The sequence below is a fragment of the Microbacterium sp. A84 genome (assembly GCF_051842815.1).
GTDB lineage: Bacteria > Actinomycetota > Actinomycetes > Actinomycetales > Microbacteriaceae > Microbacterium.
Window position 1 is genome coordinate 75,199 of the sequence record NZ_JBPXMS010000001.1, and the last position, 17,091, is coordinate 92,289.

General features: G+C 63.6%; 19 protein-coding genes. 15 read left to right on the plus strand and 4 right to left on the minus strand.

All coding sequences use genetic code 11. The features are described from left to right. Window positions 1-417 carry a nucleoside-diphosphate kinase gene (gene ndk, locus ACSU04_RS00390; protein ID WP_439288086.1) on the plus strand — a complete coding sequence of 139 codons (417 nt, stop codon included), beginning with the start codon at window positions 1-3 and terminating at the stop codon, window positions 415-417. 62 nt (window positions 418-479) lie between these two features. Here the strand turns inward: ndk and ACSU04_RS00395 are convergent, their stop codons facing one another. Beyond that, window positions 480-1,091, minus strand: coding sequence for a vitamin K epoxide reductase family protein (locus tag ACSU04_RS00395; protein WP_439288087.1), 612 nt, complete (start codon window positions 1,089-1,091; stop codon window positions 480-482). Between the two features lie 280 nt (window positions 1,092-1,371). On the opposite strand from ACSU04_RS00395, the gene ACSU04_RS00400 reads away from it, so the two are divergent. Then, a complete protein-coding gene (locus tag ACSU04_RS00400) occupies window positions 1,372-3,825 on the plus strand; it encodes an Rne/Rng family ribonuclease (protein ID WP_439288088.1) in 2,454 nt (817 codons plus the stop codon). On the opposite strand, the gene ACSU04_RS00405 is transcribed toward ACSU04_RS00400, so the two are convergent. Continuing rightward, window positions 3,787-4,056: a DUF4031 domain-containing protein gene (locus tag ACSU04_RS00405; RefSeq protein WP_439277916.1), complete on the minus strand. Its 270-nt coding sequence runs from the start codon at window positions 4,054-4,056 to the stop codon at window positions 3,787-3,789. The genes ACSU04_RS00400 and ACSU04_RS00405 overlap by 39 nt on opposite strands. A 212-nt stretch (window positions 4,057-4,268) precedes the next feature. Here ACSU04_RS00405 and rplU point away from each other — a divergent pair, with 212 nt between their 5' ends. The 10 genes from rplU to ACSU04_RS00455 all read left to right on the plus strand — a co-directional run bounded on the left by rplU (window position 4,269) and on the right by ACSU04_RS00455 (window position 11,500). Continuing rightward, window positions 4,269-4,577, plus strand: coding sequence for a 50S ribosomal protein L21 (gene rplU, locus ACSU04_RS00410; protein WP_439277917.1), 309 nt, complete (start codon window positions 4,269-4,271; stop codon window positions 4,575-4,577). 21 nt (window positions 4,578-4,598) lie between these two features. Beyond that, window positions 4,599-4,856, plus strand: coding sequence for a 50S ribosomal protein L27 (gene rpmA, locus ACSU04_RS00415; RefSeq protein WP_439277918.1), 258 nt, complete (start codon window positions 4,599-4,601; stop codon window positions 4,854-4,856). A 113-nt stretch (window positions 4,857-4,969) separates the two neighbouring features. Continuing rightward, window positions 4,970-6,481, plus strand: coding sequence for a GTPase ObgE (gene obgE, locus ACSU04_RS00420; RefSeq protein WP_439277919.1), 1,512 nt, complete (start codon window positions 4,970-4,972; stop codon window positions 6,479-6,481). Beyond that, the gene (gene proB / locus ACSU04_RS00425) at window positions 6,478-7,293 is read left to right on the plus strand and encodes a glutamate 5-kinase (protein WP_439288089.1); all 816 of its coding nucleotides are present in this window, start codon (window positions 6,478-6,480) and stop codon (window positions 7,291-7,293) included. Before obgE ends, proB begins: the two co-directional genes overlap by 4 nt. Window positions 7,294-7,341: 48 nt before the next feature. Beyond that, window positions 7,342-8,595, plus strand: coding sequence for a glutamate-5-semialdehyde dehydrogenase (locus tag ACSU04_RS00430; RefSeq protein WP_439288090.1), 1,254 nt, complete (start codon window positions 7,342-7,344; stop codon window positions 8,593-8,595). 12 nt (window positions 8,596-8,607) lie between these two features. After that, window positions 8,608-8,871: a hypothetical protein gene (locus ACSU04_RS00435; RefSeq protein ID WP_439288091.1), complete on the plus strand. Its 264-nt coding sequence runs from the start codon at window positions 8,608-8,610 to the stop codon at window positions 8,869-8,871. 5 nt (window positions 8,872-8,876) lie between these two features. Beyond that, window positions 8,877-9,479: a nicotinate-nucleotide adenylyltransferase gene (nadD, locus tag ACSU04_RS00440; protein WP_439277923.1), complete on the plus strand. Its 603-nt coding sequence runs from the start codon at window positions 8,877-8,879 to the stop codon at window positions 9,477-9,479. Further along, on the plus strand, window positions 9,476-10,423 hold the full coding sequence (locus tag ACSU04_RS00445; protein ID WP_439277924.1) for a hypothetical protein: 948 nt from the start codon (window positions 9,476-9,478) through the stop codon (window positions 10,421-10,423). Before nadD ends, ACSU04_RS00445 begins: the two co-directional genes overlap by 4 nt. Further along, on the plus strand, window positions 10,423-10,809 hold the full coding sequence (rsfS, locus tag ACSU04_RS00450) for a ribosome silencing factor (protein WP_439277925.1): 387 nt from the start codon (window positions 10,423-10,425) through the stop codon (window positions 10,807-10,809). Before ACSU04_RS00445 ends, rsfS begins: the two co-directional genes overlap by 1 nt. 1 nt (window position 10,810) lies before the next feature. Beyond that, complete coding sequence (locus ACSU04_RS00455) at window positions 10,811-11,500, plus strand: SDR family oxidoreductase (RefSeq protein ID WP_439288092.1); 690 nt, start codon at window positions 10,811-10,813, stop codon at window positions 11,498-11,500. A gap of 24 nt (window positions 11,501-11,524) precedes the next feature. Here the strand turns inward: ACSU04_RS00455 and ACSU04_RS00460 are convergent, their stop codons facing one another. Continuing rightward, window positions 11,525-12,208 carry a response regulator gene (locus ACSU04_RS00460; RefSeq protein WP_439277927.1) on the minus strand — a complete coding sequence of 228 codons (684 nt, stop codon included), beginning with the start codon at window positions 12,206-12,208 and terminating at the stop codon, window positions 11,525-11,527. Beyond that, window positions 12,205-13,782, minus strand: a complete 1,578-nt coding sequence (locus ACSU04_RS00465; RefSeq protein WP_439289390.1) for an ATP-binding protein — start codon at window positions 13,780-13,782, stop codon at window positions 12,205-12,207. Before ACSU04_RS00465 ends, ACSU04_RS00460 begins: the two co-directional genes overlap by 4 nt. 161 nt (window positions 13,783-13,943) lie before the next feature. Here ACSU04_RS00465 and ACSU04_RS00470 point away from each other — a divergent pair, with 161 nt between their 5' ends. Genes ACSU04_RS00470 through ACSU04_RS00480 form a run of 3 tightly spaced genes read left to right on the plus strand, consistent with a single transcriptional unit; the run spans window position 13,944 to window position 17,087 of the window. Then, a complete protein-coding gene (locus ACSU04_RS00470; RefSeq protein WP_439277928.1) occupies window positions 13,944-14,975 on the plus strand; it encodes a Bug family tripartite tricarboxylate transporter substrate binding protein in 1,032 nt (343 codons plus the stop codon). Continuing rightward, a complete protein-coding gene (locus ACSU04_RS00475; protein WP_439277929.1) occupies window positions 14,972-15,517 on the plus strand; it encodes a tripartite tricarboxylate transporter TctB family protein in 546 nt (181 codons plus the stop codon). Before ACSU04_RS00470 ends, ACSU04_RS00475 begins: the two co-directional genes overlap by 4 nt. Then, on the plus strand, window positions 15,510-17,087 hold the full coding sequence (locus ACSU04_RS00480) for a tripartite tricarboxylate transporter permease (RefSeq protein WP_439277930.1): 1,578 nt from the start codon (window positions 15,510-15,512) through the stop codon (window positions 17,085-17,087). The genes ACSU04_RS00475 and ACSU04_RS00480 overlap by 8 nt, the downstream gene beginning before the upstream one ends. The last annotated feature ends 4 nt before the right edge of the window (window positions 17,088-17,091 follow it).

A 17,091-nucleotide genomic window follows, 5' to 3' on the forward strand; every position in this document is an offset into this window, starting at 1 on the left:
ATGGCCACCGAAGAAACCCTTGTCCTCGTCAAGCCGGACGGCGTTGCCCGTGGGCTGACCGGATCGATCCTCGCCCGCATCGAGGCGAAGGGCTACGCGCTCGTAGACATCCGCCTCGTCGAGCCTGATCGTGACCGCCTCGCGGAGCACTACGCAGAGCACGAGGGCAAGCCGTTCTACGAGCCGCTGCTCGAGTTCATGATGTCCGGACCGTCTGTGGCGATTCGCCTCACGGGTAACCGCGTCATCGAGGGCTTCCGCTCTCTCGCCGGCACCACTGACCCCACCAGTGCCGCTCCCGGCACAATCCGTGGCGATTTCGGCCGTGACTGGGGCCTCGCCGTGCAGCAGAACCTTGTGCACGGCTCGGATAGCCCAGAGTCCGCAGCCCGCGAGCTCGGAATCTGGTTCAGCTGAATCCGTATACGTCGAAGCCCGTCCACATCATGGTGGGCGGGCTTCGACGTTTCGGGTGGAATTCAGAAGAGGATGCCCGCCATCTCGCCGAGGAAATCGATGCCCTTCAGCTGTGCCATCACGACGATGATCGCGTAAGCGAGGATCGTGGCAAGCGGCACCCAGACCATGAGCCGGGCGGCGCGCTGCTGAACCTTCTCAGAGCGACTGAACGTGCCGTTGCGGAACAGGTGCACCATGGTCGCGAAGAAGGTCGGGATCGTCACAGCCCAGGTGACCATGCACCACGGGCACAGTACGACGAGGTCGTAGATGCTCTGCGCGATCAGCCAGCAGACGAATCCGAACGCAAAGGTGATGCCCACACCGAACGTCGCCCAGAACCACCGGGGGAAACGTGCACCGGCGAGCACGGCGACACCGACCACGATCGGCGCCATCCAGCCAGTGAGTCCGAGGATCGGGTTCGAGAACCCGAACACGGACCCTTGCCACGAATCGAGGTTCTTTCCGCACTGGATGAAGCTGCTCAGATCGCAACTGAGCGCCGCGTCCGGATTGGCGAGCAGCACGAATTTCTCGACGGTGAGCTGGAAAGCTGCCCACCATCCGATCACTCCGGCGATGATCAGCCAGACGGCGTAGAAGACGGGGCGGGTGCGCTGCTCGCTCATATTGGGATTATCTCAGCGATCGCTATGGATGCGACGTGAACGACCGTCGAAAACGTGTCGGGGGCCCCGGATGCCGCGAACTGGCCAACATGGTGCGATAATGACCTTTGATACATAGCGCGGCACCGTCGCACGAGGTATCGACGCAGACTTTGGGGTCCAATGCCCCTCGCGACCAGAGCTACGAGCCGGTCGCACACCGAATGAGTTCGCGGCACCCGCGGGTGCCGCATGAGATTTCGCGGAGCACCCGCTGTTCCGCGCAGGGAGCACGCCAGAGATGGCCGATGAGAACAATGACAACAACACCCCTACCCTCGACGAGAACGTGGAGGCACCGGTAGCGCCGGAGGAAACCCACGCAGTCTCGGAGCCGGCCGTATCGGAGGTGACTGACGTTGCTGAGGCGGCGCCGGATCCATCCGTTGGTTCCGAGGGCGACACGCCGGTCGCTGAGCCTGAGGCCGCTGAGACAAAGGCGGCTAAGCCTGAGGTCGCTGAGCCTGAGGTCGCTGAGCCGGTCGAAGCGATCAGCACCACTCAAGAAGTGGAGCCGGTGAATCCCGGACCGCTGACCGCTGTGTCGCTGGGCTTGATTCCCGAGGTGTTCGTCTCGCAGGTGTCCACCCAGCTGCACTTCTACGCACCGGCAATCGCACTGCTTCCTGCGTACTCCGGCCGTGACCAGGACCTCGATCGTGATCGTGACCGTGACCGTGATCGCAATCACGACCGCAATCATGACCGTGACCGGGATGACACACGCGACGCCGATCAGGATGACTCGCCCTCGGCCCGTCGTGGTCGTCGTCGTCGTGGCGGCAGCGGAGATGGTGACGACCAGCGCGAAGAACCGCGTCAGCGCCAGCGCGTCGTCGAGTACATCACTGAGCCCAAGGCAATCAAGGGCTCCACGCGTCTCGAGGCGAAGAAGCAGCGTCGGCGTGATGGCCGCGATGCAGGTCGCCGGCGCCCGGTGGTCACTGAGGCTGAGTTCCTCGCTCGTCGCGAGTCTGTCGATCGCAAGATGGTCGTCCGCTCGAAGAACGGTCGCACCCAGATCGGCGTCCTCGAGGATGCCGTGCTCGTGGAGCACTACGTCGCCCGCAACCTGGACGCGTCGCTGATCGGCAACGTCTACCTCGGTCGCGTGCAGAACGTGCTGCCCAGCATGGAGGCAGCCTTCGTCGACATCGGTCGCGGACGCAACGCCGTACTTTATTCCGGCGAGGTCGACTGGGACGGTGTCGAGACCGGTAACCAGCCTCGCCGCATCGAACTGGCACTGAAGCCCGGTGACCGTGTGCTCGTGCAGGTGACGAAGGACCCGGTCGGACACAAGGGTGCCCGACTCACCAGTCAGATCTCGCTTCCCGGCCGCTACCTCGTGTACGTGCCGAATGGTTCGATGAACGGCATCTCGCGCAAGCTGCCGGATAACGAGCGCGCCCGGCTGAAGCGCATCCTCAAGGAAGTGCTCCCGGAATCGAGCGGCGTTATCGTCCGCACGGCAGCCGAAGGCGCCACGGAGGACCAGCTCACCCGCGATGTGCAGCGTCTGACTCTGCAGTGGGAGCACATCCGCAAGCAGGTCGAGAGTCAGCAGGCTCCGGCGCTGCTGCATGCCGAGCCCGACCTCCTCGTGAAGATCGTGCGTGACGTCTTCAACGAAGACTTCACCAAGATGCTCATTCAGGGTGAAGAGTCTCAGCAGACGATCCGTGCGTACCTCGAGAGCGTTGCGCCCGATCTGCTTGAGCGCGTCGAACCCTATCAGGACGACACCGATCCCTTCGAAGCCTTCCGCATCACGGAGCAGATCGAGAAAGCCCTCGACCGCAAGGTATGGCTGCCTTCGGGTGGATCGCTCGTCATCGACCGCACTGAGGCGATGACCGTGGTCGACGTCAACACCGGCAAGTTCGTCGGTACTGGCGGAAACCTCGAAGAGACTGTCACCAAGAACAACCTCGAAGCCGCTGAGGAGATCGTTCGTCAGCTGCGTCTGCGAGACATCGGCGGCATCATCGTCGTCGACTTCATCGACATGGTGCTCGAGTCGAACCGTGACCTCGTGCTGCGTCGACTGATCGAGTGCTTGAGCCGCGACCGTACCAAGCATCAGGTTGCTGAGGTCACCTCGCTGGGCCTGGTGCAGATGACGCGCAAGAAGCTTGGTCTCGGACTGCTAGAGACCTTCAGCGAGGCGTGCGACGTGTGTGCCGGTCGCGGAGTGGTCGTGCACCACGATCCGGTCGTGAAGCATCGCTCAAGCTCCAACAACGGTGGGCAGTCCAACAATCGACGCCAGCGCGGTGGCAACAGCCAGCAGGGCCAGAGTCCTCAGGCCGCAAGCCCCGTAACTCACAGCATCCCTGAAGGTGCGAAGTCCGCGCTCGCGCAGATCGCTGCCTCGACGCTCACTCCGAGCGTAGAAGCGAGCGTAGAAGCACGCGTGGCAGCGAGTGTGGATGCTGTCGTTGTTGAACTCGAGCAGCCCGCAGCAGCCGAGCGTCCGAAGAAGGCGCGCAAGAAGCGTTCTTCGGATCGCAGCAAGGCGCCGAAGACCGAAGCTGAGCAAATGCTGGACTCGGTGCTGGACGCTCTGCCCGAGCCTAAGGCTCCGGGGCAGGGGCGTAACCGTCGTCGCGTCACCACGGCGGCGCTGACGGGCACTCCGGTATCTGTGAACTCGTCAGCGTCTTCGGTCGCGAGCGGGGATTCGCAGTCCTGAGGCGATCAACCTCCGTGTGAGCTCCTTGCCGCCGACGTGAACAGCGCCAGCGGCAAGGAGCCGGGGGAGCGCATCTTCCGGCACGTCATAGTGATCTAGGTCGAATGACCGTGCCGGCAGGCCATTATGGCGCGCGAAGGCGTGAAGTTCGTCTAAGCTGTAATCGCTGACGAGATGAGCCCAGAAGCGTCCGTGCGCGGGCCAGATGGGATCATCGATCAGTAGGGTCACTCCGTGATCCTATGGCCGCGCGACACGGCGCGGGTTCACTTTGCGAGTGGGCCCGTGATCCGGTAAAGTAGTCCTTTGGTGCGCGAGCTGAGTCGTCCCCACGGGTCGGCGCGGTGTAACCGAGCTTGCGCCGTCGGACTTGCGACGAACGCAAGCACAGTCTTCCCGTGAGATTTACGGAGCATTGAGCTCCCCAACGAAACAGGTATGAAGTGGTTTACGCAGTAGTGCGCGCCGGTGGACGGCAGGAGAAGGTGGAGGTCGGCACGATCGTTCAGCTCGATCGTGTTAAGGCAGCCGAGGGCGAGAAGATCGAACTTCCCGCTGTGCTCCTTGTCGACGGCGCTACGGTGACCACCGACGCCGACACTCTGGCGAAGGTCAAGGTCACGGCTGAGGTTATCCGCAACCTCCGTGGTCCGAAGATCATCATCCAGAAGTACAAGAACAAGACCGGTTACAAGAAGCGTCAGGGTCACCGTCAGGACCTGACACGCGTCAAGATCACCGACATCAAGTAACCACAGGAGAGGCTCCAGGACATGGCACATAAAAAGGGCGCAAGCTCCACCCGTAACGGTCGTGACTCCAACTCCCAGCGACTTGGCGTAAAGCGTTTCGGTGGTCAGAAGGTCAGCGCAGGCGAGATCATCGTCCGTCAGCGCGGCACACACTTCCACCCCGGCGTCAACGTCGGCCGTGGTGGCGACGACACGCTGTTCGCTCTTGAAGCGGGCGCGGTCGAGTTCGGCGCGAAGGGTGGCCGCAAGGTCATCAACATCGTCGTCGCTGCTGCTTAGCACTCGCAGCACATAAACATCCGGTTCGGGGCGGGCTTCGGCTCGCCCCGTCCGCGTATCCGCACTTGGCCGGTTGCTGAGCGCCTGTCCCGTACAGGAACTGAAAGGGAGACATGGTCACGTTTGTCGACACGGTGACGCTGCAACTGCGCGCCGGTAAGGGCGGCAACGGTTGTGTCTCCGTTCACCGTGAGAAATTCAAGCCGCTCGGCGGCCCTGACGGTGGCAACGGCGGTGACGGTGGGAATATCGTTCTCGTCGCCGACCCTCAGACCAGCACGCTGCTGGCGTACCACCACTCGCCACACCGCTCCTCCGATAACGGCGGGTTCGGCATGGGGGACTGGCGTTCTGGTTTCGCAGGAGTAGAGCTCGAGCTTCTGGTCCCGATCGGAACAGTCGTGAAGAACGACGAGGGCGAAACCCTCGTCGACATGGTGACACCTGGGCAGCGCGTTGTCGTTGCCGAAGGAGGCAGAGGTGGCCTGGGCAATGCTGCTCTTGCCTCGACCAAGCGCAAGGCTCCGGGATTCGCACTTCTCGGCACCGACGGCTTTGAAGGCGTGGTCACCCTCGAACTCAAAACCGTGGCCGATGTGGCGCTGGTCGGTTACCCATCTGCGGGTAAATCGAGTCTGATCGCGGCAGTGTCTGCGGCACGCCCGAAGATCGCCGACTACCCGTTCACCACGTTGCACCCGAACCTGGGCGTCGTTCAGGCCGGAGACTCGCGCTACACGGTCGCCGACGTGCCCGGTCTCATCGAGGGCGCAAGTGAGGGCCGAGGCCTTGGTCTTGAGTTCCTCCGCCACGTTGAGCGCTGCTCGGCGCTGCTACACGTCCTGGACTGTGCGACGCTCGACCCCGGTCGAGACCCGATCTCTGACCTCGACATCATTCTGGCTGAGCTTGCCGCCTACGAGGTGCCTGAGGGACAGATTCCGCTGCTGGAGCGTCCGCAGCTCATCGCATTGAACAAGATCGATGTGCCAGAGGCTCGCGATCTTGCTGATCTCGTTCGCCCGGAGCTCGAAGCGCGTGGATTCCGTGTCTTCGACATCTCAACCGTTTCGCACGAGGGCCTTCGCCAGCTCACTTTCGCGCTCGGCGACATTGTCGAAAAGCACCGCGCTGAGGCAACGGTCGAAGCTCCTGTCGAACGCGTCGTCATCCGACCGCGCGGCTCGGAGAAAGCCTTCACGATCCGTGTCGAGGGTGGCTCCTACGGCACCTACTACCGCATTCTCGGCGCCAAGCCGGTGCGCTGGGTGCAGCAGACCGACTTCCAGAACGAAGAGGCTGTCGGCTATCTCGCTGACCGTCTCGAACGCCTTGGCATTGAGGACGAGCTGTTCCGAGTCGGCGCGGCCCCCGGCGCAACCGTCGTCATCGGCGAGGGCGATGGATGGATCTTCGACTGGGAGCCGACGATGCGTTCGGCTGCAGAGCTGATGACTGCACCCCGAGGCACTGATCCGCGTCTCGCCCCGATGCCGCGTCGTACGACGACCGAGCGTCGCGAGAAGTACTACGAGCGGATGGATGCCAGGGCAGCGTTCCGCGCCGAAGAAGACAACAAGCGTCGCGTTACGCCCACGGAGGAGATCGACGGAGAAGACGCTTGACCGCACGCACGCGCGCGGAACTTGCACACGCAGCGCGCATCGTCGTGAAGGTCGGGTCCTCGTCGATCAGTGGTGAGTCCTCGTGGCGCATCCCGATGATCGTGCATGCTCTGGCCGCCGCACATGGGCGCGGTTGCGAGATCGTGCTGGTGTCGTCCGGCGCGATCGCGACCGGAATTCCATTCCTTGATCTGGATGCTCAACCCACCGACCTCGCCACTCAGCAGGCGGCGGCGGCAGTGGGACAGAACGTCCTCGTCTACCGGTATCTGGAAGCGCTGCGACCCTTCCACATCGTCGCCGGCCAGGTGCTGCTGACTACGGGCGATCTGGAGAACGCAACCTCGCGCAGCAACGCCCGTCGTGCGATGGATCGCCTTCTCGGACTGCGCGTCATCCCGATCGTCAATGAGAACGATACGGTGGCGACGCAGGAGATCCGCTTCGGCGACAATGATCGACTCGCGGCCCTCGTTGCGCAGTTGATTCAGGCGGACGCACTTATTTTGCTGAGCGACGTCGAGGCGCTTTACACGAAGCCGCCGACCGAACCCGGTGCTGAGCCGATCGATGTGATCGCCGCTGATGCTGACCTCTCCGGTCTCGAGTTCGGCGCCACTGTGGTGAACAGCGTCGGCACAGGGGGAGCAGCCACAAAGGCGTCTGCCGCTCGGCTTGCCGCGGCATCCGGAATCGGTGTGCTGGTCACCAGCGCAGACCTGGTCGACAGCGCTTTGAAGGGCGTGGATATCGGCACCTGGTTCGAACCAGCCATCGAACCCGCCGTCGAGGCATCCGTCGGCGCATTCTGAACCGTCACAGAGGGCTCGCGCAGCATCGCTCCTCGGTACACTGACCGAATGACTGCTGAGACCCCGCAGGCGCGCCTTGCGCGCGCCAAAGAAGCCTCACGTGCGACCGCGCGTCTGACCAGCGACGAGAAGGCACGTGCGCTGGAAGCGATCGCGCAGGCAATCGACGCGCACTCGCTGGCCATCATCGAGGCGAATGGCCGGGACATTGCCCGCGCGCGGGAGAGCGGAACTGCCGAGTCTCTGATCGACCGGCTTCGCCTAGACGAGAAGCGCGTTGCTGCGCTCTCCTCCGCCGTGCGTGAAGTGGCAGCGCTGGCAGACCCCGTCGGACAGGTCGTCGGTGGTCATCGCATGCCTAATGGCGTCGCGCTGGAACAGGTTCGCGTGCCATTTGGCGTGGTCGGCGCGATCTACGAGGCGCGTCCCAACGTGACCGTCGACATCGCGGCTCTCGCACTTCGCTCAGGCAACGCCAGTGTGCTGCGCGGTGGCAGCGCTGCTCGCGACTCGAACACCGTGCTCGTTCAGGTCATGCGCGATGCGCTCGAAGAGGTCGGACTCACAGCCGAAGCGATTCAGACCGTCGATGACTTCGGCCGCGACGGCGCGAAGGCGCTCATGCAGGGACGCGGCTTCGTCGATGTGCTCGTACCGCGTGGCAGTGCAGCACTGATCGAAACGGTTGTCACCGAGTCAACGGTTCCCGTGATCGAGACTGGCGCAGGCAACGTACACATCGTTCTCGACGAGACCGCACCGGACGACTGGTCGCGCGACATCGTGGTGAACGCCAAGGTGCAGCGGCCGAGCGTCTGCAACGCTGTCGAGACGGTGCTGGTGCTTCGTCAGGCCGCGTCGCGCCTGGTTCCGCTGGTTGCCAGCGCGCTGCAGAGCGAGGGCGTGACGATTCACGGCGATGACACCGTCGCGCAGCTCACGAGCGATGTGATTGCGGCAACCGATGAAGACTGGGCGACGGAGTACCTCGGCCTCGAGATCGCGATGAAGGTTGTTGACTCATTGGATGACGCTCTTGCCCACATCCGGCAGTACAGCACGGGGCACACGGAGTCGATCGTCACGACTGATTCGCGAAATGCGGAGCGATTCCTCGCCGAGGTGGACTCCGCCGTGGTGATGGTGAATGCATCGACTCGCTTCACCGATGGCAGCGAGTTCGGCTTCGGCGCCGAAGTCGGAATTTCGACGCAGAAGTTGCATGCTCGCGGACCGATGGGCCTTTCCGAGCTGACCAGCACGAAGTGGCTGGCGCGTGGGTCAGGTCAGACTCGCGGCTGAGCGATAGGATGGGTGAGCGTCTTCTCGCACACGGTCACGAATGGAGTCACGATGAACCTCGTCGCACAGATTGCGATGGCCGCGGCCGAAACTGAGCACCACGGCAACGTGCAGGCGGAAACCTTCATGTTCGGCCTTATCGCTGCAGGCATCTTCGCGTTACTCGGCCTCGTCGCCTTCTCTTATCGCAACGTGGCGAACCGTCACTCGGCAAAGGCAGACGCCTGGGCTGAGCAGCACGGCAAGGACGGTCACGGGGCAGGGCACGGCCACTAGGGCGCATGGAGACAACGACCACGCGTGCCCCCCGCATCGGAGTGATGGGCGGGACGTTCGACCCGATCCACCACGGGCACCTGGTCGCGGCGAGCGAAGTCGCGCACTCCTTCGACCTTGACGAGGTCGTCTTCGTTCCGACGGGTCACCCGTGGCAGAAATCTCACGTCACGCCGAGTGAGCATCGCTATCTGATGACGGTGATCGCGACGGCTTCCAACCCTCAGTTCACCGTGAGTCGCGTGGATATCGCGCGCGAAGGGCCGACCTACACGATCGACACACTGCGCGATCTGAAGCGCGATCGTCCCGATGCTGAGCTCTTCTTCATCAGCGGCGCCGATGCCGTAGCGCAAATTCTCAGTTGGAGGGACCATGATGAGTTGTGGGAGTTGGCACACTTCGTCGCAGTCTCGCGTCCAGGACACGTTCTGAGCACAGATGGCCTCCCGAGCGAAAAGGTCAGCCAACTTGAGGTTCCGGCGCTGTCGATCTCCTCGACAGTATGCCGTGAGCGTGTGGGCGACGACCAGCCCGTCTGGTACCTCGTCCCTGACGGGGTCGTCCAGTACATAGCGAAGCATCATCTGTATCGGAGCAAGGCATGACTACATCGGATCAGCAGGGGAATCTGCCGCTGACCCGCAAGCAGCTGCGGGAGATACGTCTCACCGGCACCACGCCGGTGATCACCGAAGATGAAGCAGCTGCGGCACAGGCTGCCTCCGCAGCTGCGCTGCCGAGCCCGCCCGAGCCCGCCCATGTTGCGCCCGTGCCGCAGGTTGAAGCTGAAGCCGAAGTTGTGCTCGACTCCGGAGACGCGCCGTTGACTCGTCGTCGGGTGCGTCAGCAGGAGCAGATCCGTACCGCATCCGTGTCGGTGATTGTTCCGGAGGAGCCGGAAGTAGAAGACGCCGCCGAAGCCGACGACGCCGAAGCAGAAGACACCGTCGATGAAATTTCCGTCGATGAGGTTTCAGACGAAGAAATTTCTGACGCTGAGGTTCCAGCTGCTGAGGTTCTAGACGATGAGCCGGTGATCACGGGAGAGCGTCCCGTCGTCAGCCCGAAGTTCGGTCAGGACCTGCTCAGTGAGCAGTCCGATGTACCTGCGTTCACGCCGTCGTTCGACGAGCTGATCACCTCGGGCTCGGGTGGCTCGCAGAACCTCGCACCGAACACACTGATCTTTACTCCGACGGCGGGCGAAGGCTCGCTGTCCGGACCCGTCGCATCCACTGGTGAGGTGCTGGTCACCGGCAGCTACGAGCTGCCCCAGGGAATTGGCTCGCAAGGCCACGCGCACGGCACTGCGGACGGTAAGGAAGCTGATGCCGTCCTCATTGATGGTGAGTTGCCGCCGGCATCCTCGCCCACCCCGATCGCAGCCAGCGCTGCGGTCAGTACGATCAAACCTGCCGGTGAGGTAATTCGCCCGCCGGCGCCCGATAAGGGCAACAAGCTCATGCTGATCCTGGCGATTACCGCCGGTGGTCTGGCACTCGTCCTGGCGGCGGCCCTGGTCATCGCCTTCACCATGAATGTGTTCTGATGCAGTCACCTGAAACAGCCGAAGAAATGCTGCAGCTCGCAGTAGACGCCGCCGCATCCAAGGGTGGAGAGGATCTTGTCGCGCTTAACGTGTCCGAGCCTCTTCCACTCGTCGATATCTTCCTCCTCGTCACCGGAAACAGCGAGCGCAACGTCGCCGCGATCGCCGATGAAATTGAAGACAAGCTCATCGAGTCGGGCCACAAGCGTGTGCGCCGTGAGGGGCGAGCGGAAGCACGTTGGGTGCTGCTCGACTTCGGCGACCTGATCGTCCACGTCTTCCATTCGGAAGAACGCGAGTACTACGGCCTGGAACGGCTCTGGAAGGACTGCCCAGTCGTGCCGTTCGAGCTCACCGAAACTGCATCCGCAGCAGAACGTCCCTGACATGGCAGTGCACCTGATCACCGGTGCCGGCTCAGGCATCGGCGCAGCGCTTGCTCGCCGCCTGCATGACCGTGGCGATGAGCTGGTGCTGATGGCACGGGATGCTGGACGGGCGCGAGAGATCGCGGTGCAGTTCCCCGGTGCATCAACGCTCGTCGGGGATCTGAGCCAGCCTGGGCGGCTCTCGTGGGCGCTGTCGAAGCAGCATCTTCCCGGCCGCATCGACTCGCTTGTGCATGTCGCAGGAGTCGTCGACCTCGGTCGCGTCGCAGATCTGTCTCCGGCTCTCTGGGAACAGCAGCTGGCAGTCAACCTGATCGGGCCGGCCGAACTCACCCGCCAGCTGCTGCCGGTACTGCGGGTGTCCCGTGGGCAGGTGGTGTTCGTGAACTCGGGCGCAGGCCTTCGCGCGCATGCAGAGTGGTCGGCGTACGCGGCATCCAAGCACGGGCTCAAGGCTCTGGCCGACGCGCTGCGTGACGAGGAAGCCGAACACGGAGTGCGGGTCAGTTCGATCTTTCCCGGGCGCACGGCGACACCGATGCAGGAGCGTGTGCACCATCAAGAGGGCAACGAATATCACGCGGAGCGTTTCATCGATCCGGAATCAGTCGCGACAACGATTCTGACCGCTCTTGATCTGCCGCGTGATGCGCAGATCACAGATCTTTCGGTGCGACCGGGCGTCTGACAGCAACTTATCGCCGATCCGAGATCACCTGCGCAATTGATAGCGCAGTTCTGGTCGCCCGACCCCACCGTAGGTGGGTGACCGCGCGGCGAGTCCTGATTCGACGAGTCGCTCCAGATATCGACGGGCGCTGACCCGTGACATCCCGAGTGCGTCGGCGAGTCCGCTGGCTGAAAGCGGCTCCTGCACCTGCTCCATCGTCTCGGCGACGCGCTGGAGGGTGACAGGGGACACACCCTTGCGCCTGCCGGCCATTGCGATCGCGTCGCGCCGCATCAGAGCGTCTACAGTGGCCTGATCGAGCTCCCCATTGTCGGTGAATTCGGCATCGCGTGCGAGCACCCGCCACACGTCGTCCAGCCGCTCATGGAGGGTCCGCATGGGGAAGGGCTTGACCACGTAATGGTGCACACCGTGGGCGCGGGCGCGTCGTACCGTCTCCAGATCCCTTGCGGCGGTGACGGCGATCACCTCCACGTGCGCGCCTGCCGCACGGGCTCGTCTGAGCACGTTGATGCCCGACATGTCCGGAAGATACACATCCAGGAGCATCACGTCGGGATCCAGCTCTTTGAGCGCACGGAGCGCATCCGCACCCGTTGGGGCGACTTCGACTACTTCGTAGTGCGGATGCCGTTCCACGAAACCCCGTGTGACGTGTGCCACGGCGAAGTCGTCTTCCACGATGAGGGTGCGCAGCCTCCTCATGTCGCCGTCTCCACGAGGTGAATGGCGGGTATGCGCACGGTGAATCGCGCGCCGCCGCTGTCTGAGGGAGACAGCTCCACCGAGCCGTGTCGTCGCTCGACGATTCGAGCGACGAGTGTCAATCCGTACCCGCGCTGTCGATCATCGCTCTTCGTCGAATAGCCGAGACGGAAGACGTCCCCACGACGATCGATCGGCACGCCGGGACCGTCGTCTTCGACGCTGATCTGAAGGTTCGATTCGTCGTCCTGCGCGATCGAGATGGCGACGTTGCCGCCGTGACCTGCGGCATCGAGTGCGTTGTCCAGAAGGTTGCCCACCACGGTGCCGAGGTCACCGTCGCCTGGGCCGGCAGGAAGCCGACAGTCATCCGAGATGGTGAGGAGCACGCCGAGCTCGCGCGCGCGTGCGCGTTTGGCGAGCAGGACAGCGGCCAGCTCGATGTCCTGCACGCCGTCGGGTGCATCCAGACGGCTGAGCGCACCACCGTCTCCCGCACGGTCGATCACCCGTCTCGCGGCGTCGATCTCGCCGAGCTCGATCAGACCGCCGATGGTGTGCAGAGTGTTGGAGAACTCATGATGCTGGGCGCGCAGGCCTTCGGCGAGACTCTGCGCACCCGCGAGGTCGCGCAGCGCGTGATCGAGCTCGGTGCGATCCATCAAGGTCACGACAGTGCCGACGCGCCGATCCTGTACCCACACCGGTGCGGCCCTGGCCACGAGAACCCGCTCCCCGGATAATAAGAGACGTTGATTTGCGCCGTCGGCCTCGGCGATCAAAGTCGTCAGATCGTCCACAAGCTCGGCGGCAGATCGGCCAATCGCCTCGACGGGAGAAGACAGCCCGAGCAGCCGCGCGGCGGAGTCATTGCACAGCGAAACTCGACCTTCTTCATCGAGCGCGAGCATGCCTTCTCGAATGCCATGCAACGTGGCCTCACGTGTCTCGAGCAATCCACGGATTTCGTCGGGCTCCAGCCCGTAGATTCGTCGACGGACTATTCGTGCGACGCCGGTCGCCGCGACCACGCCGATCACCGTGGCGGCACCCAAGGCGAGCAGGAAACCGGTGATATCACCCATGAAGTCCGCGCGCAGGTCTGACTCGAGAATGCCGACCGAAACCTGTCCGATGACGGTGCCGTCAGAGAATACCGGCACCTTCACTCGCCAGGACTCACCGAGCGTGCCGGTCTGGGTGCCGACGTACATGTCGCCGGAGAGCGCCACACTCGGGTCAGTGGAAACCGGCTCGCCGATCCGATCCGCATTCGGATGCGAGAAGCGGATGCCTTCGTCATCCGTCACCACGACGTATGCCACGTTGGACGAATCGCGGATGAGCTCTGCGATCGGTTGGATGACTGCAGCGGGATCGTCATCGTCGTACGAGTCGACGATCGTCGGAAGCTGCGCGACTGACTGCGCCACGGCGATCATGCGCTCCTGGGACGCTTCGCGGATCTGGCGCTCCTGCATCAGCATCGCCGCGAGGCCGACGGTGAGCACGAGCACGAGCACGATGACGACCTGCAGCAGTACGAGCTGCGTGCGCAGCGTCATCGCCTTCATCACTCTCCAATGCTAAGCGGTGATAGCCGTGTGGCCCCGGGTACAAAATGACCAGAACTCCTCGTGCTGAACACAACACGCATCCGCTTCGGTGCCCGTCCTAGGCTCGCTGCACTTGCTCCCGGCATGGACGCCGGGTGAAAGGACTCGAGGAGGAGTTCATGACACAGCACACCCGTATCCGCACCCGACCGGTGCTCGGCGCAATCATCGGCATTGCGGCGTTGAGCCTCGCGGCCTGCGCCGGCACGCCATCGACAGGCGGAGGCGAGAAGGACGACGGTGGCGCGGCGAGTATTGACAGCGTCGCGGTCATCGCACCGGCTGATCCGGGTGGTGGATGGGATCAGACCGCACGCGCATTCGCGCAGGCGCTCAACGAGGAGTCGCTCGTCTCTTCGGCACCCGTGACGAACATTGGCGGCGCCGGCGGCACCGTGGGCCTCGCATCCCTCGCCACCGAGAACAATCCGAACACGCTCATGATCACTGGCAGTGTCATGCTCGGCGCGGTCGAGACGAACGCGTCAGATGTGCGCGTTGAGGCGATGACGCCGATTGCGAAACTCACGGAAGAACCGCTCGTGATCGTCGTACCGAAGGACAGTCCCTACGACACTGTCGAGGACTTCGTGGAAGCCTGGGTGGAAGAAGGCGCAGCCATGGCTGTGACCGGTGGCTCGGCGGGCGGGATCGACCACATCCTCGCAGCGCTCATACTCACCGATGCCGGCGTGGATGCCGCTGACGTCCCGAACACCCTGAACTACATCGCGAACTCCGGCGGTGGAGAGGCGCTGACGCTGCTTCTCGGCGGTCAGGTACAGGCCGGAATCTCCGGTGTGGGGGAGTTCGCGCAGCAGGTGGAGGCCGGCGAGCTCAAGGCACTCGCAGTGTCGTCGGGGGAGCCCGCACTGCTGCTGCCCGAAGTGCCGACGCTGACCGACGAGGGCATTGACATCGTGGTCACCAACTGGCGTGGACTCCTCGCCCCCGGTGATATCTCGGCTGATGAGAAGGCTGCCCTTGAGTCCCTGGTGACTTCGGCGCACGACAGTGATGTGTGGACGGGAATCCTGGAGACGAACGGATGGACGGACGCGTTCCTCATCGGCGACGAATTTTCCAGCTTTCTCGAAGGCGATATCTCCACGACCCAGGAGACGCTGAAGACGATCGGGCTCATCGAATGACAGATCAGATCACCACGGGGGCGTCGGCTGTTGCCGGCGCCCCGCGCTCGCGGAAGCTCGGGGAACTTTTCTTCGTCGGTGTGATCCTGGCGTTTGCAGTTGTAGCGCTGGTGATGACGGGTTTCATCCGCGAGCCGATCGGGTCGTCGAATGTCCTCGGCGCCCGCGTCGTGCCGTATGCCGTGACCGCGCTGATGTTGGTGGCATCCGCGGGGGCAATCATCGCCGTGCTGCGAGGTGACGTCGGTGCACCGGACGAGGGCGAAGATGTCGACACCGAGGCGCGCACGTCATGGAAGACCGTGATCCTGCTGGCGCTTTCATTCATCTCACTCATAGTGGTCATCCCGCTCGCGGGGTGGCCTGTCGCCGTCGCCGTGCTGTTCACTGGTGCTTCGCTCGCGCTGGGTGCGGGCAGCTGGTGGCGAGCGTTGCTGCTCGGCGCGGGGCTGGGCGTTCTGACACAGTTGCTGTTCGGTACGCTCCTCGGGCTCTCACTGCCGCCGTTCGGCACGATCCTGCCGGAGGTGTTCGGTGGATAGCCTGCAACTGCTCATGGACGGATTCGCGACGGCGCTGCAACCGCAGTACCTGCTGTTCGCCTTCGTCGGAGTGCTTCTCGGTACTGCTGTCGGCGTTCTGCCCGGCATCGGTCCTGCGATGACGGTGGCGCTGCTGCTGCCGCTGACCTACACACTCGACGTCACCAGCGCGATCATCATGTTTGCGGGCATCTACTACGGCGGGATGTACGGTGGCTCGACCACCTCGATCCTGCTGAACACGCCAGGGGAGTCGGCTTCGATCGTCACGGCGCTCGAAGGTAACAAGATGGCGCGGATGGGACGGGCCACAGCAGCACTGGCGACTGCGGCGATCGGCTCGTTCATCGCCGGCACCATCGCCACAGTACTGCTCACGCTGTTCGCCCCGATCATCGCCGACTTTGCAGTCACTCTCGGCCCCGCAGACTACTTCGCGCTGATGATCGTCGCGTTCCTGACCGTGGGAGCGTTGCTCGGCGCGAGCCCGATTCGCGGCATCGTCTCGCTGTCGATCGGACTGTTCCTGGGGCTGGTCGGTACAGACACCCTCACCGGCCAGGCACGGTTCACCTTCGGAGTTCCGAACCTCGGTGACGGCATCGACGTCGTGATCGTTGCGGTAGGGCTCTTCGCGGTAGGTGAGGCGCTGTACGTGGGCTCGCGCTTGCGCAGCGGAGCCCTGCCCATGATCCCGATCTCCGGGAGCTGGCGCTCTTGGATGAAGAAGAGCGATTGGAAACGCTCCTGGAAGCCATGGTTGCGCGGCACCGCGATCGGGTTCCCGATCGGGTCGATCCCTGCAGGCGGTGCGGATGTCGCGACCTTCCTGTCATATGCGGCCGAGAAGCGGCTCGCCAAGGATCCCTACCGCCAGCAGTTCGGCAAGGGTGCGATCGAAGGCGTGGCCGGGCCTGAAGCGGCGAACAACGCCGCAGCGGCGGGAGTGCTGGTGCCGTTGCTGACGCTCGGGCTGCCCACGACGGCTACCGCGGCGATCATCCTCTCGGCTTTTCAGACGTACGGGATCCGTCCCGGGCCACTGCTTTTCGACAGCCAGCCGGCGCTGGTGTGGGCACTCATCGCGAGCCTCTACATCGGCAACGTCGTGCTGCTCATCCTCAACCTGCCGCTCGTGGGAATGTGGGCCAAGGTTCTGCAGATCCCGCGCCCATACCTCTATGCGGGTATCCTCGTTTTCGCTGGTCTCGGCGCATACGCGGCGAACTTCACAGTGTTCGACATCGGCGTGCTGCTGTTGCTCGGGGTGATCGGCTTCTTCATGCGTCGGCACGGGTACCCCGTGTCGCCGATGGTGGTCGGGGCGATTCTCGGTCCGATGGCAGAGGAACAGCTGCGCAAGGCCATGGCGATCAGCCAGGGCGATCCGGTGTATCTCGTGCAGAGTCCGGTGTCGATCGTGATCTACTCGGCAATGGTGGTGCTGATCGTGTTGGGTATCTGGCTCAAGCGTCGCCAGGCGCGATTCGAGGCTGCGCTGGCGGATGTCGATACCGCGACGATCCGCACGATGGACGCGGAGATCACCGATCAGCTGCGCGATCGTTGAGTAA

What these genes read in the sequence shown, in the direction of transcription:
- ndk (WP_439288086.1), top strand. Translation starts at nt 1, where the DNA reads ATGGCCACCGAAGAAACCCTTGTCCTCGTCAAGCCGGACGGCGTTGCC.
- ACSU04_RS00395 (WP_439288087.1), bottom strand. Translation starts at nt 1,091, where the DNA reads ATGAGCGAGCAGCGCACCCGCCCCGTCTTCTACGCCGTCTGGCTGATC.
- ACSU04_RS00400 (WP_439288088.1), top strand. Translation starts at nt 1,372, where the DNA reads ATGGCCGATGAGAACAATGACAACAACACCCCTACCCTCGACGAGAAC.
- rpmA (WP_439277918.1), top strand. Translation starts at nt 4,599, where the DNA reads ATGGCACATAAAAAGGGCGCAAGCTCCACCCGTAACGGTCGTGACTCC.
- obgE (WP_439277919.1), top strand. Translation starts at nt 4,970, where the DNA reads ATGGTCACGTTTGTCGACACGGTGACGCTGCAACTGCGCGCCGGTAAG.
- ACSU04_RS00430 (WP_439288090.1), top strand. Translation starts at nt 7,342, where the DNA reads ATGACTGCTGAGACCCCGCAGGCGCGCCTTGCGCGCGCCAAAGAAGCC.
- nadD (WP_439277923.1), top strand. Translation starts at nt 8,877, where the DNA reads ATGGAGACAACGACCACGCGTGCCCCCCGCATCGGAGTGATGGGCGGG.
- ACSU04_RS00445 (WP_439277924.1), top strand. Translation starts at nt 9,476, where the DNA reads ATGACTACATCGGATCAGCAGGGGAATCTGCCGCTGACCCGCAAGCAG.
- rsfS (WP_439277925.1), top strand. Translation starts at nt 10,423, where the DNA reads ATGCAGTCACCTGAAACAGCCGAAGAAATGCTGCAGCTCGCAGTAGAC.
- ACSU04_RS00455 (WP_439288092.1), top strand. Translation starts at nt 10,811, where the DNA reads ATGGCAGTGCACCTGATCACCGGTGCCGGCTCAGGCATCGGCGCAGCG.
- ACSU04_RS00460 (WP_439277927.1), bottom strand. Translation starts at nt 12,208, where the DNA reads ATGAGGAGGCTGCGCACCCTCATCGTGGAAGACGACTTCGCCGTGGCA.
- ACSU04_RS00465 (WP_439289390.1), bottom strand. Translation starts at nt 13,782, where the DNA reads ATGAAGGCGATGACGCTGCGCACGCAGCTCGTACTGCTGCAGGTCGTC.
- ACSU04_RS00470 (WP_439277928.1), top strand. Translation starts at nt 13,944, where the DNA reads ATGACACAGCACACCCGTATCCGCACCCGACCGGTGCTCGGCGCAATC.
- ACSU04_RS00475 (WP_439277929.1), top strand. Translation starts at nt 14,972, where the DNA reads ATGACAGATCAGATCACCACGGGGGCGTCGGCTGTTGCCGGCGCCCCG.